The sequence below is a fragment of the Streptomyces lushanensis genome (genome assembly GCF_001700515.1).
Taxonomy (GTDB): Bacteria; Actinomycetota; Actinomycetes; order Streptomycetales; family Streptomycetaceae; genus Streptomyces; species Streptomyces lushanensis.
Genome location: NZ_MAUD01000081.1, coordinates 1 through 14564, shown reverse-complemented (window position 1 = coordinate 14564; position 14564 = coordinate 1). Strand labels below are relative to the sequence as shown.

The following is a 14564-nucleotide window of genomic DNA, read 5'->3' as shown; positions in this document are numbered from 1 at the left end:
GCTCAGCCTCCTGTCGTGCGATCAGGAGCAGGATGGTGCCGAGGCGTTCGCCAGGAGAGGGGGCCCTGTGGAAGTGGGGGAGCGGTGGGCGCTCCGGGTGGCGCCGCACCACGGACCGGTCGCGGAAGTCGAGGTCCTGCAGATGGGCACGCAACGCCCGCTGCGTGTCAAAGTTTGCTTCATCGCGGAGGAAGCGGAAGGCAGGAGGAGTGGGTGCCGCCGGCCCGGCTGCGTGTGGCCTGGCAGGACAAAGACGCCTGGCTGGCCCGCGAGGAACGGTGGAACGAGCTGACCCGGGGCAGCCCGGACGACGAGGACACCGTGTTTCGGGCAGTCGTCATCTTGTTCGACGAGCACTTGTGGGAGGGGCTGGTGTCCTTCGGCGTCAACTACCGTGACCGGGGCCTGCTGTACGTCGACGATGTGCCCGCGCTGGCCGCGCTCCTCTACGTGTCCGAAAGCTTCTTCTGCAGTGACCCGCGGGCCATCACCGACACCGATGGTGCACTGACCGCGCCTTGGCCCACCACCGTAGAAGTGGCACGGCTCCTGGCCCGCACCCGGGCCGACCACCTCATGGCCGTCGTGGACCAGCACGAACGCCGGGCACGGCAAGCCACGATCTACGGCCTCTACTACCGTGGCCGCGGCAAAAATCCCGGCACACACATCAGCCCCGAGATCTGCGCAGAGGTCGATCGCAGCTCCCAACCCGCCTACGACCTGCTGCGCCAGTGGTGCGGCGCGGACGTTGCCGAGAGCTTCGAGGAACTGAAGGCGCTGCGTGATGAAGTCGTCCGCATCGGCCGACTCATGGAGCAGGCCATCGGCTGCCTCCGCCGGGCCGGACAGGCCAGGGCAGCCGACAGCTTCGAGCGGGAACTTCGGCATCCCCCTCGAGACGCTGCGCCATGCCGAGCGCGACGACTGACACCCCGCCGTCCTGCACCGACGACAGGAAGATTCCGTGGCCCGCAACAAGCCCAACGAGCGCCAACTCGACGCCCTGCGTCGCATCTGCCACGGCGAGAAACCCGTCACCTCTGACAAAGCCGCTAGCGATTACTAGAGCGCGTTTTGAAAGTTCGGGTTGCCGTTAGCCAGTGATGGGTGGCGGCGATGCGGTGCGGGGGCGATGGGCTCGAACGTCCACGGGCGTCCATCGGGATCGCGAGCTGTCATCGTCCACTGCGTGGGCAGGGTGTCGATCTGTCCGACCGGCCACCCGGCACTCAGGATATGTTCGCGGACCTCACACAGTTGCGCGTATGTTCCCACGCATAGCCCCCATCCCGCCCTGCTCAGGGGGTCGAGATCAGTGGTGGTGGCGGTAGCGGTTTCCACGATCACCCGGTGGTCGTCCCCGCCGACGTTGAGGACTGCGATCCGAGGATCAGAAGAGGTTGCAGCGCGCTCAAATGCGAGCGCCGCTCCGAGCAACTCCGTGTAGTACGTCACGAGCCGGTCGAGGTCGGTCGTGGATGGGGTCAGATGGTTGATTCCGAGGAGATCGGGCATGGTTGGCCAACTCTAGTGCAGCCGTTGGACGACACCTGGGTCGTGATTGAGATGTGGTTACAGCGCCTGGCGTATCAAGGTGAGTTGGACGGTGGCCTCGTAGCGGACGGCGAGCTTCTCGTAGCGTGTAGCGACGCCTCGGGCCTGCTAAGGAGCCCGATATCCGGCACTCGACCTTGTGCCTGGCCTTGTATCGCTCGCGGTCGAAGCCCGGCGGGCGGCCACCGGTCGACCCCCGACGAAGGCGATGTCCGGCCTGGTCGCGCTTCTCCGGAACGGTGTGCGGGATCTGCCGTCGACGCAGGTACTCGCGGATCTTTCGAGAGAAGTACGCGCGGTCGGCAAGAACATGAGCTGGGCGGGTACGCGGACGTCCGCCACCGATCCGCGGAACGCGGATGCGGTCCATGACCTCGGTGAACACCAGGGCGTCGGCCCGCTGTCCAGCGGTGACCACAGTGGCCAGGACGTGAAAGGAGGCGTCGACTGCCAGATGAATCTTGGTCGTCAGGCCACCGCGCGAGCGGCCGAGTGCGTGGTCGTCGGGCTCGGCCGCCAGCCCGTCCGGACTCGTCCGGCCTGTGTCGGCAGCCCCCTTTTGCGGGCCCCGGCGGCGTGCTGGTGGGCCCGGCAGATCGTGGAATCGACCGATACCTCCCACTCAATGTGTCCAGTAGCATCGGCCTTGACCTGTAGCTCCTTCAAGAGCCGGGCCCAGACACCGTCGATCTGCCAGTGACGGAACAGCGTGTACGCGGTCTCCCACGGGCTGTACCGCTCGGGTATGTCCCGCCAAGGCGAGCCAGTGCGAGCACGCCACCAGATCCCGTCGAGGACCTTCCGCCGATCCCGTGGCGGCCGGCCCATCTTCGCGACTGGCGGCAACAGCCGCTCCAGCCGCGCCCACTGTTTGTCCGTCAGATCGCCACGAGCCATCCCAAGATCGTTCCACGGCCTTGGACAACATCTCAAACAGGCTCTAGGGGACCAGGTGCGGGCCGACGACGGAGGCGAGCGCTGTGGTCAGCAATTCTCAGGTGACCGCGACAGTGCGTATCTGGCAGTCTCAGATTCGTGGATCACATCTCAGACCATGTTCTGCGCGCGCTCTGGTACATCGACGCCATGGCTACACAAGGCATTGCCCTTACCCCTGATGAGGTTGATCAAATAGCGATCGTTCCTCCACCGCGAGACGCCGTCTACAGGTCGTTCCTCACGTCCTTCATGGACTTCGACCTCTCCAGCAGCGTCCCGTCGAGGCGAGCGCAGCCCGTGGCAAAGTATCTTCTTGCAGTTCAGTGGGCCACGGAAGCTCCCGAGGGTATGAGGCTCACCGCCAAGGGGCGTGCCGTACTCCGCCTGAGCGGAGCTGACGAGCAGTTGCACGAAGCGTCCGACCCCGTCGTGACCGACGTCGCGTTGAGCCCTGATGATCCACTTGTCTACACCGTGCTCACCCGCCGTTTGGCGGCTGCCGGCGAAGGGCTGCTGGTCGACCCGTACTTCAAGGCTGAGAACTTGCGGTGGATCCTGGAGGCCACGTCTATCCGTCGCGTGCTGATCTCTAAGAAGGCCAGCGCAAAGGAGCGGCCGATCATCGCCGTCGCACTAGGCACGCTGCCCAACGGCCAAAATGTCGAGGTGCGGGCGACAGGCGACAAGAACCTGCATGACCGTCGCATCGTTGCCGCAGATGGGTCCGTCCAGCTGATCGGCACATCGATCAACAGCATTGGGCGGCATGAGACAGCAATGGTCACACCGGAGCCGAGCATCGCAAAGGCGTATCGAGATAGCTCAGAGAATCTCTGGGCAGCCGCAGAGATTATAGAGCCACAGCATCCCAAGGATCCTGTGCCCGAGCCAGCGGAGAACTCCTAGAGCTGCAACTTCGGCCCGACCGGACCCCCTGTAAATGGGGCCATTTCGACGGGCCGCACGGAGTCTTTCGTGCGGCCCGTCGACGGCTGCCCAGTAACCAGGCCGCGCCCGAGCGGAAGGGCACCAGCTGGTTCTCCCGTCTACGCGGCTGACGCGGGCAAGCCTCCGGCAGAAGCGGGTAAGCCCAAGTCCATATCGGGCAAGCCACGCCGTCGATGCAGAAGAGGTCACCCAGCTTCACAATCCACTCGTTCCTGGCCAGGACGGTCGCCTAGAGTTCGACCGCTATACCTGGAGTCAGGAGTCGAGATGGATGCTCAGCCAGCAGTTCTCCGCGCGGTGAACAGCGGAGTCGATTCCTGCGAACCGCTGCACAAGGTCGGGCGGGAACTGCGCGCTGGTTGGTCGCACACGGACCCGGGCGAGGAGGAGCACGAGCACTTCGCGGCCCTGTGGGCGGCCATGGAGTTCCGGGTGCAGGACGGCACCTGGGACGTTGTCCTCGGACCGTTCCGCAGCACCGACGACAACGGTGACCTGGTTCCGAGGGCCGTGAAAGACATGGCGCCCGCGGTCCTTGAGGCCTGGGCGGCCTACGCCCCCGAGACGACCCATCCCCTGGTCCGGGCCCGGCTTTACCACTTGCTGTGGGTGGCCCGGCACGGGACACGGCCCATCGAGCACCTCCGCTCTGCGGTGCGCAGCTGCCGGGTTGGTGCCTGCACGCTGCTGACGAAGGCCGAGGAACACCTAGAGGCGCTCGTCCACCCTCCGGAGCCGGGAGGGGTGGCACCCTTCGAAGCCGAGGTGGCCCGACTTGCTGCAGCGGATGCCCTGGTGCTCGCCTACGGCCTGGTGGCCGCTACGCGGCAGCCGGAGCGTACCGACATCGTCGGCGAGATGATCGCCCTCGGCCAGGCCGCGCTCGCTTGGAAGCCCCCGTCGCCGGGCGTGCTCGGCCTCATGACCGCCCCGCTCGTGGTCAGCACGCACGACAGGTCCGCCGTGCGCCCCCTGCTCGAACGTGCCGTCGACGAGTACTGCGGAGAGGGCCAGTTCCACTACCGGGTGGAGTTCCTCGAAGAGCTCCGCCGCGTGGTGGGCGTCGACGAGTACCGCGACGTGGACGAACGGATCCACCGAGCCCGTATGGAACTGGCCGACAGCAGCACGGGACTCCGGAAACTCCTCGCCTTGGAAGAAGCTGCTCGACACGCCCGCGACAGCGGACTGACCGAAGCCCATGACGAGGTGCGCCGAACGCAGCAGAAGATCGGTCTGGATGAACTTCCCATGGATATCATCGGCACCCCGTTTGCCCTGCCGGCGGGCTACCTGGAGGCAGCGAGCGCGGCCATCGACGCCGCCGACAGCATGGAGCGCGCACTTCACTTCATCGCCACCACCCCTCCCACGATGAGTGACTCCGCGGCCCTGCCGCCCGGGCTGCTGTCCCTGCCGACGATGTACATCAACCCCAACGGCCCCGTCGTGACGCGCACCGTCGCGAGCGACAGCACTGGAGGAGAAAGCTTCTTCTTTCGGCAGCACGTCTTCGCCGTCGAAATGCACGGCCTGGTCGTTGAAACCCAGTTGGACCGAGTCCGCGACCGGTTCCGCCCGACGGCGGAGGACCTCGTGCCGTTCTTCGCCGGCCCGGAGCATGCTCCGGAGACTCGGATGCGCGGTCTCGCCCGCGCGTTCGAGGCGTTCTGGGAGGGCGATGTCGACACGGCCCTGGCCCTGGCGCTGCCGCGCCTCGAAGGCACGCTGCGCCGCCGACTTCAGGCTACCGACATCGCGGTGATCACGCACGCACAAGGGGAGAGCATCGGACAGGTCAACCAGCTTGGCCCCCTCCTCGACAAGCTGGATGAACTCGGCTTCCCCGAGCCGTGGACCCTCGTCCTCCGGACGGTACTGGGCAACGCCGAGGGCCAGATGAACCTCCGCAACAACGTCCTGCACGACCTGGTCGACACGTCTTCCCGGCACCAGGCAGCGCTCGTGCTCCAGATCGCCCTGGCCGTGCTCTTCCTCGGAGAGGAGCCGCCTGCCCGGACGGGGTCTGCCGGCAGCGGCACGCAGATGCCGCTGCCGTGGAGCGCCGCCGCCGATCAGCACCTGCCATTCCCCGTGCCCGACCCCCGGGCCCATCACTTCGTCACCCAGTACGCCGACATGCACGACGTCGTCGTCGGCTTGACAGTGCCCTCCGGTATCCCGCAGCCCGCGGCAACAGTGCTGCACACCTCCCGCGAACTCCTGCGCCACTCCTACTTCTGCTACGAGTTCTCCACCGTGGCCCTCCTGCATGCCCTGATCGCGATGGAGATCGTCCTCCGGGCCAAGATCCCCGACTCCGGCACGAAGCCGCTCCACGCCCTCATCAAGCAGGGCAAAGAGAGTGGCCTCCTGACCGAGCGGCAGACGGAGTTCCTCCACGATGGGCGCAAGCTCCGCAACCGCATTGCCCACGGCCAGAGGGCTCATTCCGTCATGCCCCCACACTGGGGGGCCGGAATGCTTACTACATCCTTCACCCTGATCAGCGAGGTATGGGCGGCCCAGCCGACGCCACCGGCCATAACTGACACAGATGAGGGCACAGGTGTCTGAGATGAACGAGCTCGTCACGGGGCCTGGTTCCTCTGGCGGGGAGCCGTCCGTGGTGAGGCAGCGCCTGCACGCCGTTCTGGATGCGGAGCAGGTGGTGGACGACCTGCGCCGCTACTTCGGGATCGGCCTGCCCCCGGGCGCCGGAGCGTTCACGGGGGGCCGGTTCGAGCACCTGGCAGGCGGGGGTGACCGTCTGCAGGTCGCGGACCGGTTCACCGCAGAGGACCTGGTAGCTGTGCAGACCCTGTCGGTGACCGTCCCCGCGCCCGTCGCCCTTGACCTGCTGGAAGGCCCGCTGGGCACCCAACTGTCCGAACTGCTGCGAAGTATCCCTTCCGACACCGATCTGTCCGACGCCGATGTCTCGATCGTCGCGGACGGCTCGCCAGCGTACCGGGCCTGGTGCTTGTTGGAGGACCAGTACAAGATTGGGTGGGTGATCGCCGGGAAGCTCTTAGCCCGTAAGCGGCCGCGGCTGCTGCCGGTCTACGACCGGGTCGTGCGCTGTGCGCTCGGCCACCCGCCGTCGTTCTGGACCGATCTGCGCACCGCCCTGCGCGAGGACGATGCGGCCTTGCACCACCGGCTCCTTGGCCTGCGGCAGAGTGCGGGCCTGCCCGAGACGGTCAGCGCGCTACGGGTCGCCGATGTCGCGGTTTGGATGGCCCACCCTGCCCCGGGCCACCGTTGCCCCTGAGGACCCACCGCAGGGACGGTCAAATGCTGACGCTCGGAGGCGGCTTGCTGGTGCGTGGGGTGCTGGTTGGCCTGGTGTGTTGTGGGTTTCGGCTCCCAGTCCTACGCCGACGTCGTCCGCGCCCTTGTCGCCCACGAGCACCGCGAAGCCCACCTTGCAGTGGTCGGCGACTTCGACTGCTCGGGTGAGAACATCGAGCGGGACTGGGTGGAGCGCACGGGCCGCTGGAGCTCGGTGACCCGGGCGCTGCTCACCTACGAGCAGATGCGCGCGTATGGGACCCGGCAACCGAGGGAAAGCGCCGCGACCCGAGTTGGCCGGCCTTCGCCCGCCGTTACGGTTTCGACATCGAGCACCCGGTGCAGTGTGAGGTGGAGGCGTTGGAGTCGGCCGAGCTCCGGCGCTTGGTCTTCGCCGCCGTCGCCCCGTGCATCGACCGCGCCGTCCTCGCGCAGCAGATTGCCGCGAGGAACAACAGCGCCGTGCATTGTCCGAATTCCTCGGTGATGGGGCACCACGGCAGCCGAAAGACGTCCGACTGAGCCTTCAGTACGTCTCGAAGTCGGGTTCCCAGTCCGGGTCGGGCTCTTCATCTTCGTTGAGTATCTGGCCCTTGATTCCCGCGAGGTCGAGTTCCCACGTCGTGAGTGTGAGACTGCACAGGCGGCACCCGAAGAGCCTGGGGAGGAACCAGACCTCCCCGTACTCTCCAGATTTGTCCCGGCCACTTGCGAAGCCGGTGTGTCCGCACGCGGGGCATTCTGCAGGTACCGACAGCGGCCACGGAGCGGCAGTCGGCAGCGCGGAGAGACTGCTGACGAGTTCGGCGATCTCGGCTTCGGACAGGCGCCGGGTGGTCTCGGCGAAGCGCTCGCGGGGCCTGCCGGAGTTTCGCCTGGTACCGGATCTCCATCTCGGTCATGGCCTGGGCCACCAGCGCGGTGCAGGCTTCGAGGTGCGTGCCCCAAAAGCCATCGGGCTCTGTCGGCAGGGCCTTCAGGAGCGCGTTGATGTGCTCGATGCCCGCAGCCAGGAGTGCGCGGCACTCGGTCACGGGCTGGCCCCACCCCATGTGGGTGATGCCGTTGCGGGACTCCCGCAGTTCCTTGAGCTTGGCAGGCGCCTTGTGCTCGGGGCCGAGGAGCTGCGCTGCCCTGAGGATGGCTCCCTCTCCGCCGATGGTCTTGAGTCCGGCGCGGCCCTTCTTCGTTTTGTCTTCGTTCCCGCTCAGGATCAGGAGGTCGTCCACGCTCGGCTGTTTCTCCGACGCGAGGAGCACGGGAGCGATGGACGCCAGGTACGTCTTGGACGCGTGCTCCACCGCGACCGCCATGTGGTGCACGGCGAAGTCCTGGTCGATGGGCTCCTCCAGGTACGCGTCGACAGCCGTACGGGCCCACTTCCGGGCCGATATCAGCAGGTGCTCGTGGATCGATTCGTGCGACATGCCCATCAAGGTAGAGGGGCGGTGACGGAGTGCACCGCGAGTTTGGCTGCTGGGCAAGGTGAGCGGACAGGTGGAATCGTGCCCGGGCGTCGCTCATCATCATGGGATGGGGGAACCGATGGACATGGCGCGGTTGCGGAGGCTGATTGACGGTGTGCTCCTCACGCTGTACACGCGCTACACCGCGAAGGAACTGCCGACGTTGTGCGAGCGCCTCGGTCTTCCGCGTCCAGCGAGGGCAGCACCAAGCACGAGCGCCTGGTGGCCAGCCTGAATGCCTGCCCGGACGGCCGCCTGCCGGATGTCGCCGAGGCGGTCCTTGAGCAGGAGGAGCTCGGCCAGGCCGGACGGATGGCGCTGCAGGATGTTCTGTGGCTCGACCGTCACCATGTGCAGATTCCGAGCCGGACCAGGCGCGAGCTGGCCAGAGACTTCGAACTAGCCGACCACCTAGGCTACCCGGACCGCTTCATGGGCCTGCTGGGCCGACTGTGGCACCTGGACAACGATCCACTCGGCGGATGGACCACCCCGCGACCAACAGCCTGCGCAGCCAGATCGAGCGCCACGTGATCCGGTTCCCGGACGACTGGACGACCGAGCACTGCAGCTCGGTGCCTTCGAAGCCCCGCACCCCCGCTTCGGACACTTCCTCGAGGGCCTGGCATCCCCCACCGTCCTGCCCGACGAGCCGGCGCAGCGCCGCTTCGTTGAACTGGCCAACCGGCACCTGAACCCCGCGGGCGCCCAGCTGAGCCAGCACGGAGAAGCAGACGGCTACCCCCAGTTCCAGCTCGTCGAGCACGGCCGCGGTACCGCACGCCGACCGCGTAACCTCATTTTCGCCACCCTGGGCAAGCCCGACATCCGCTTCACCAGCGCCCTCGACAACGACATCGAGGTAGCCGAGCGCGCCGACGAGGTGCTGGTCTACGACCGCCCCGTCGGCAAGGAGGGACTGCTCTGGCGGGACCTCCTGGCCTGGTGGCAGGAAACCCGGGAGATCACTGATAAGGAGCAGGCGGCGCGGGCCCTCTACAGCCGCATGGAGGCTTCTCTGCCACCAAACTCCCCAGGACAGAAGAACCTGTTCTGGCACTACCACCACGCCAACCGGGACCACTTGAACGACGTGCCCGCCCTCCTGCCGGAGATATGGCTGCACTGGGACCCCAAGACCCTTCGCCAACGCGGTGCGCACGCCATGCAGAACCTGCGGATGGACTTCCTTATGCTGCTCCCGGGAAACCGGCGAGTGGTGCTGGAAGTCGACGGCATGCAGCACTACACCCGCAACGAAGGGACCGAACCCGACAGTGCGAAATACGCCGCGACCATGGCCGGGGACCGCGACCTGAAGTTCCGCGGCTACGAGGTGTTCCGCCTCGGCCACGACGAACTCAGCGACCGGGACCGCGCCCAGCCGCTGCTCGCCGGCTTCTTCACCAAACTCATTGACCGCCCACCCGCCGGTCCATCTCAAGTGCCGCTGTCAGCCCGAGGCTGATATGGGTCTCACGGTTGTGGTCACGACGACGCCGACGACGAGGGTGACCATCGGTGGGAGAGAGGTCGGGACGCGCCCGGTGTCGGCGTGCAGAGTCCGTCACCGTTCCTGCTGGATGTCAGTCGCCTGCGAGATCATCATTCCGGCGTTCGGGTTCTGCCGGACGACGAGGGCTGAGGGGGACAAGGTGCCGCAGAAACTCTTCTTTGAAACCGTCCAGCGTGACCACTACTCATACACGAGGCTGAATCGCGCGGCCATCAACGAGCTTCGCACCGCCCCGTCCGCCGGCGGTGACGAAGAGGCTGCGCACGCTCTCATCGACCTACTGATCGACGACTTGCCCCAGGACCCTGAGCACGACGGACTGATGGACAACTCGGAGACGGGAGCGGTCATACGGTGTCTCAAGGCCGTTCTGCGCCGCCTCGGTATCGAGTTCGAGGTCCCCTTTCACGACAAGCAGGGCTACTACTCGTTCCGGATGGAGCAGAACAATGGCCTCATTACTGACCTGACCAGGGTCTTCGCCCCAGCGCGCGCAGCGCTGGAACGACGCGAGCTGACCACCTTCACCGGAGGCTTGCGGGGGTTGCGCGGCGAGCTGCGCAACCTAATCTTCGCCGCCGCGCAGAAGCCAGAGATCGTCTGGAGGGACGTCGCGGGTGGTGTCATCGAGATCACGAAGAACAAGGACCACTGCCTGCTGTATGACCGCCCAGTGGGAGCCTCGGGCCTCACCTGGAGCGAACTCAGCAAGTGGTGGCACCTCCAGGACGGCATGTACGGGATGTCTGAGCATCTCAGGCTGCAGGCGCTCCTGAAGCGGCTGAGGGGGTCACTCAACGCCCCGGAACAGCTGTTGCTGGACACCTACTGGGATTACGCGATGCAGCGAGGCTTCGGAGACTTTCCAGCTCTGTTGCCACAGGTGTATCTCCATTACGACCCCTTGGCGCAGCATCAGCGGAATCAACGGGCGGAAGGCAAGGTGCTGACGCGGCAGCGGATGGACTTCCTGATGCTCGCTTCCGGAGGTCGCCGATACGTTCTCGAGCTGGACGGGAAGGAGCACTACTCGCGTGATGGGAAGGTCGCACCGGACCGATACGCTGACATGGTCCGAGAAGATCGGCGGATTCGTCTTCAGGGGTACGAGGTGTACCGGTTTGGCGGAGCCGAGTTCGTGGACCCACAGGCTGCCAAGCTCATGATGAGCGGGTTCTTCGACCAGTTGCTGGCTCCATAGCTCCGCCCCCACAAGGAAGCCATACAAGCTGCCGTCACCTCCAAAGCCGGAGCAGGTACAAGCTCGACAGCCCAGGTCATTGCGGCCCGGGCTGTCGAGCTGCGGCTCAGCGCCAGACCGAGTCAGGCCCACTGCATGCCCAGTTTCCGTAGTGCGGCTGTCCAGGGTGGTTGTTTCTGATCAGTGGTCGTGGCTGGGACCTGCGCTGATCAGTTGTAGCTCGTCCGTGAGGTAAGGCCCCCGGTTGGGGATGGTGGGGTGTCAATGGTGAGGTGGTGCGGTGTCAGCTGGTGATTGTTCAGGTCGCAGGCTTATTGATCAGGTCTGGTTATGTGTTCTGCGGTTTGCTCACTTCTAACGATTGTTGGTAAGTGATGCCCTGTTGTCGGTGGCGGGGCCCGAGCTGGGCAGCACCCGGGGGACCGGGGGCTGAGTTCGGCTGTGGTGCGTGGCGGAGGTCAGTAGCGGAAGCCGAAGAGTCCGCCGGTCGGGGCGTCCGTCAGGATGGTTTCGAGGGTGTATGGCTCGGCGTTGAAGCCCAGGCGGGTGGCTTTGGCGAGGTCGTCGGTGTTGAGGGTGGCGATGTACTGCATGTTCTCCTCGCGGGTGACGTCTGCGGTGAGTTGCAGTGCGGCCTTGAGTTGACGGTCGTCGACGCCGTCGTACAGGTGGCTGTCGTGGATGAGGAAGTCCGGGCCGCGTCCGTGTCGGTGGGCGAGGACAGCAAGGGTGAGGTCGAAGCAGAAGATGACCATGTTGCCGATGCCGCGGCTGTTGTCGCTGTCGATGCGTGGGGTGATCGTCAGGCTCTCGCGTCCGGCCTGGATGGCCAAGAAGGCCTCGCGGGGCCCGTAGAGGGCCTGGGCGAAACGGGAGAACAGCAGGGTGGCTTCGCGGGTCTGCTGTTCGCGTTCGTCGAGGTCGGTCTCGACGGCCTGCTGGAGCTGGATGCGTTTGGCGGTGATCTGGCGGGAGCTGGACTCCAGGGTCTGGGCCGCGTCGTAGCGGTGGCGCAAGGCCTCCAGGGCCGCTTGCTCGCGGGCGAGGGCCTGCTGGAGGGACGTCAGTGCTTCCAGGGCGCCGCCTTCGTCGAGCTGGCGCAGCAGTTGTGCCTGCTCCTCACCCAAGCGGGCGCGCTCGGTGCGGCGCTCGGCAAGCCGTGCGGTGAGCTCGCTGATCTCTTCGTCCAGGAAGCGGCGCCGGTTGCGCACGATGGAGTGGTGGAAGGCCTCGACCTCCTGGAACCTGCGGCGGACCTGGTCGCTGAGAACGATGCCGAGTTCGCGGTAGGCGGGCTGCAGGTACTGGGTGTCGACGTCGGCTGTCTCGATGACTGCCTGTTGCAGTTCGTCGAGGTTGTACTGCTCGATGACATCGTCCTGGGAAAGCTGTTTGATGCGGCGACTGAGCTCGTCGGCCTGGTCCTTGAGGTGCTCGTACTCGGGTACAACCTGGAAGGCGGCGACCTGGCCTTGCAGGCGCTCGACCTGGGCCTCGGCCAGCGCGATCTGGCCACGTAGGTCAGCGGTGGAGCCGACGATCTGTCCCCATACGGGGTCGTTCACGGCTTTGCGGAGCTGTTTGCGGGTAGCGTCGCGGGCGGCGAGCTGCCGGTATCCGTCGGCCAGCTGCCAGTCCAGGCCGAGCAGGTAGGCCAGGTTGGTGGTGGCGTCGGCGGCGGGCTGGCGGGAGAAGGTGCGTCCGGCTTCGTTGAAGCCGTGGGCCGAGACCCGGCGTGCGAGATAGGAGAGCAGGGTCCGGCCGCTGACGCCGGGGTGTTCGCCGCGCAGTCCGAACAGCTTCTGCTCGATCAGATGGTTCCACTGCTCGATGGAGACCTCGGCCTGGCCTTGCGTCTCGAGGGCGAACAGGGAGTCCGGGTCGGGTGTGGTCACGTCGGGTTGGAGGGTGACGAACGCTGGCCGTGCGCCGCTGCGGCGTACCTTCAGCGTCTCGGTCACGTCTGGCCAGTCCAGGTCCAAGCCGAAGGTGGTTGATCGCAGCGCCCGCTTGGCGAACGGGTTGCGGGTGCTGCCACTCGCGCCGAGCAGGAAGTGGACGAGCTCGACCATGCTGGACTTGCCGGCGCTGTTGCGGCTGTCGGTGGACGTGGAGGCTTCGGTCTTGTCGGCGAGCAGCAGGTTCAGGCCGCCTTGGAAGGCGATCTCCTTGAACCGGGAATCGTCAGCGCTCAAGCGACGCAGCATCTGCATTCCTAACGACAAGGAGGTCGTCGTGCAGTTCGACCGCACCGATCCCGTACAGGACGTCCAGGGACAGGACGAACCAGCCGAACGATACCGGGGAGTAGTGGTGGTGCTCCCGACGCCATGCCTTCAGCCGCGCCCAGGTCTGGCTCACAGTCCGCGGCTGGTCCAGCTGAAGGAGGACCTGGGCGCCTACCGCGAGCAGGCAGCGGTCCGGTGCGATCCCTTTGGTAGGTGTGATCACGGCTGCGCGCTCACCAGCCCCGCCGGGCTCCAGTCGCTGGGAGGTGCCTCGAAGATGTCGCAGCGGAAGAAGAAGTGCGCCAGGACAACCCATGCCGCCCGGTGCACCTGGGGCCGCTGGCGCTCATTACCCAGGACGTACATTTCCAGCTGCCACAGCACGTCGTCGGGGTTCTGATACTCCTGGCGCACCTGTTCGTAGAAAATACGGAATCCGCGTGCGACCTCGTCGTGTTCCAGAGTCCGGATACCTCCGGCGTAGAAGGCCTCCACCAGGGGGTGTGACGCATGCCGCGCAGAAGCGCGTCACGCGACTCGCCCAGGAGTTGGTTGAAGTCGAGCTTCTCTTCGCGCACCTGGGGCAGTTCCATGAGCGGATCGGCCTCGGCCCGCAGTTCCTTGAGGTGCTGTAGCAGCGGTGCCAGGTCGTCCATGCCCATTCCGTACACGGTGGGCTTGACCGGGATCTCGCAGCCCAGGACGTCTTCGGCGAGGGCTAGGTCGAGGCCCATGCACTCCTGCCATATGTGGCGGGTGCCCATTTGCTCGAAATCCAGGGCCGGGTGGTCGGAGTCTGCGGTAGAGAGCATGGTCGCGACCTGGGGGTGGATCCCTCGCCGGTCGTTGTGGACGAAGACGAAGGTGTCGAACTGTCCATCGCGCTGTCGCACGGCGCTGGCCAGGTCTTTGGTGAACTTCGTTTTGACGGCGGAGGCGCCCCCGGTCTGCGGGGCGTAGCAGGCGTAGAGCTTGCGACTGTGGAGGGTGAGCCCGTCCGCACCTTGATCGCCGAGATTGCCGTGGGTCCGGACATCCAGGAAACTCGGGTAGCGCGTGACCATGACTCGGTGAAAGAAGTCCTCGAACGCGGATTCGTAGAGGTCGGCCATCAGATCGAGGAACTTGAGGCGGGCATACATCCGCTGCTCGAACTTCACCCTTCCCCCTCACCGCAAAGAACGCCATCGTAGCTGTGCGCGATCAAGTGCGGAAAGGTTTCGTACACGCGGGCCTGCGTATCGGGCCCATCTCCCAGCGCTGTAAAGGGGGAGCGAGTGATGGATGGTCAGCCTGTGATGAGTCCGGTGGTGGTGAGGAGGTGTTGTTGGTGGGGGTGGAGCTGGTTCCAGGCGCGCTGCTGGGTGCGGATCCATTTAGTGGTCGTGCCGGGGAAGGCGTGGCCGGCGGTGTGG

General features: G+C 66.0%; 14 protein-coding genes and 2 pseudogenes. 10 read left to right on the top strand and 6 right to left on the bottom strand.

Annotated features, from left to right (window positions below; genetic code table 11):
• The first annotated feature begins 213 nt into the window (after positions 1 to 213).
• Complete coding sequence (locus BFF77_RS07255) at positions 214 to 1047, top strand: hypothetical protein (RefSeq protein ID WP_066945114.1); 834 nt, start codon at positions 214 to 216, stop codon at positions 1045 to 1047.
• Between the two features lie 18 nt (positions 1048 to 1065).
• Here the strand turns inward: BFF77_RS07255 and BFF77_RS32895 are convergent, their stop codons facing one another.
• On the bottom strand, positions 1066 to 1518 hold the full coding sequence (locus BFF77_RS32895; RefSeq protein WP_245703298.1) for a VOC family protein: 453 nt from the start codon (positions 1516 to 1518) through the stop codon (positions 1066 to 1068).
• Between the two features lie 57 nt (positions 1519 to 1575).
• Positions 1576 to 2454 (bottom strand): annotated as a pseudogene (locus BFF77_RS32890) (IS5 family transposase).
• Positions 2455 to 2592: 138 nt separating this feature from the next.
• Here BFF77_RS32890 and BFF77_RS07245 point away from each other — a divergent pair.
• From BFF77_RS07245 to BFF77_RS07235, 3 genes are all read left to right on the top strand, one after another.
• Positions 2593 to 3402 (top strand): hypothetical protein, encoded by an 810-nt coding sequence (locus BFF77_RS07245; protein ID WP_066945108.1) that lies wholly within the window; start codon positions 2593 to 2595, stop codon positions 3400 to 3402.
• A gap of 309 nt (positions 3403 to 3711) precedes the next feature.
• On the top strand, positions 3712 to 6021 hold the full coding sequence (locus BFF77_RS36635; RefSeq protein WP_066945105.1) for a hypothetical protein: 2310 nt from the start codon (positions 3712 to 3714) through the stop codon (positions 6019 to 6021).
• Position 6022: 1 nt separating this feature from the next.
• The gene (locus BFF77_RS07235; protein WP_066945103.1) at positions 6023 to 6718 is read left to right on the top strand and encodes a DUF6308 family protein; all 696 of its coding nucleotides are present in this window, start codon (positions 6023 to 6025) and stop codon (positions 6716 to 6718) included.
• Positions 6719 to 7307: 589 nt separating this feature from the next.
• Here BFF77_RS07235 and BFF77_RS35485 read toward each other — a convergent pair.
• The gene (locus BFF77_RS35485) at positions 7308 to 8165 is read right to left on the bottom strand and encodes a hypothetical protein (RefSeq protein ID WP_169922622.1); all 858 of its coding nucleotides are present in this window, start codon (positions 8163 to 8165) and stop codon (positions 7308 to 7310) included.
• A gap of 261 nt (positions 8166 to 8426) precedes the next feature.
• On the opposite strand from BFF77_RS35485, the gene BFF77_RS35090 reads away from it, so the two are divergent.
• The 4 genes and pseudogenes from BFF77_RS35090 (at position 8427) to BFF77_RS07210 (ending at position 10921) form a co-directional block, all read left to right on the top strand.
• On the top strand, positions 8427 to 8738 hold the full coding sequence (locus tag BFF77_RS35090; RefSeq protein WP_141698378.1) for a hypothetical protein: 312 nt from the start codon (positions 8427 to 8429) through the stop codon (positions 8736 to 8738).
• Positions 8674 to 9042, top strand: a pseudogene (locus tag BFF77_RS38090) (AbiJ-related protein); the annotation flags it as partial. The gene BFF77_RS35090 and the pseudogene BFF77_RS38090, both read left to right, overlap by 65 nt.
• A gap of 45 nt (positions 9043 to 9087) precedes the next feature.
• Positions 9088 to 9672 carry a hypothetical protein gene (locus BFF77_RS36630; protein WP_066945096.1) on the top strand — a complete coding sequence of 195 codons (585 nt, stop codon included), beginning with the start codon at positions 9088 to 9090 and terminating at the stop codon, positions 9670 to 9672.
• Positions 9673 to 9688: 16 nt separating this feature from the next.
• Entirely contained in the window at positions 9689 to 10921 is a 1233-nt protein-coding gene (locus tag BFF77_RS07210; RefSeq protein WP_245703297.1) for a hypothetical protein, read from the top strand.
• 458 nt (positions 10922 to 11379) lie between these two features.
• Here the strand turns inward: BFF77_RS07210 and BFF77_RS07205 are convergent, their stop codons facing one another.
• Genes BFF77_RS07205 through BFF77_RS38085 form a run of 3 tightly spaced genes read right to left on the bottom strand, consistent with a single transcriptional unit; the run spans position 11380 to position 13644 of the window.
• Positions 11380 to 13116: an ABC-three component system protein gene (locus BFF77_RS07205; RefSeq protein ID WP_245703296.1), complete on the bottom strand. Its 1737-nt coding sequence runs from the start codon at positions 13114 to 13116 to the stop codon at positions 11380 to 11382.
• Positions 13106 to 13372 (bottom strand): ABC-three component system middle component 6, encoded by a 267-nt coding sequence (locus BFF77_RS07200; protein WP_066945089.1) that lies wholly within the window; start codon positions 13370 to 13372, stop codon positions 13106 to 13108. The genes BFF77_RS07205 and BFF77_RS07200 overlap by 11 nt, the downstream gene beginning before the upstream one ends.
• On the bottom strand, positions 13369 to 13644 hold the full coding sequence (locus BFF77_RS38085) for an ABC-three component system protein (protein ID WP_425424351.1): 276 nt from the start codon (positions 13642 to 13644) through the stop codon (positions 13369 to 13371). Before BFF77_RS38085 ends, BFF77_RS07200 begins: the two co-directional genes overlap by 4 nt.
• 8 nt (positions 13645 to 13652) lie before the next feature.
• Between BFF77_RS38085 and BFF77_RS38080 the strand changes: the two genes are divergently transcribed.
• Together BFF77_RS38080 and BFF77_RS38075 are read left to right on the top strand one after the other, a co-directional pair.
• On the top strand, positions 13653 to 13784 hold the full coding sequence (locus tag BFF77_RS38080) for a hypothetical protein (RefSeq protein WP_425424350.1): 132 nt from the start codon (positions 13653 to 13655) through the stop codon (positions 13782 to 13784).
• 129 nt (positions 13785 to 13913) lie between these two features.
• The gene (locus BFF77_RS38075) at positions 13914 to 14342 is read left to right on the top strand and encodes a hypothetical protein (protein ID WP_425424349.1); all 429 of its coding nucleotides are present in this window, start codon (positions 13914 to 13916) and stop codon (positions 14340 to 14342) included.
• The last annotated feature ends 222 nt before the right edge of the window (positions 14343 to 14564 follow it).

Excerpts from the sequence above, each read along its gene's own strand:
- BFF77_RS35485 (WP_169922622.1), bottom strand. The coding sequence starts at position 8,165 with ATGTCGCACGAATCGATCCACGAGCACCTGCTGATATCGGCCCGGAAG.
- BFF77_RS36635 (WP_066945105.1), top strand. The coding sequence starts at position 3,712 with ATGGATGCTCAGCCAGCAGTTCTCCGCGCGGTGAACAGCGGAGTCGAT.
- BFF77_RS07235 (WP_066945103.1), top strand. The coding sequence starts at position 6,023 with ATGAACGAGCTCGTCACGGGGCCTGGTTCCTCTGGCGGGGAGCCGTCC.
- BFF77_RS32895 (WP_245703298.1), bottom strand. The coding sequence starts at position 1,518 with ATGCCCGATCTCCTCGGAATCAACCATCTGACCCCATCCACGACCGAC.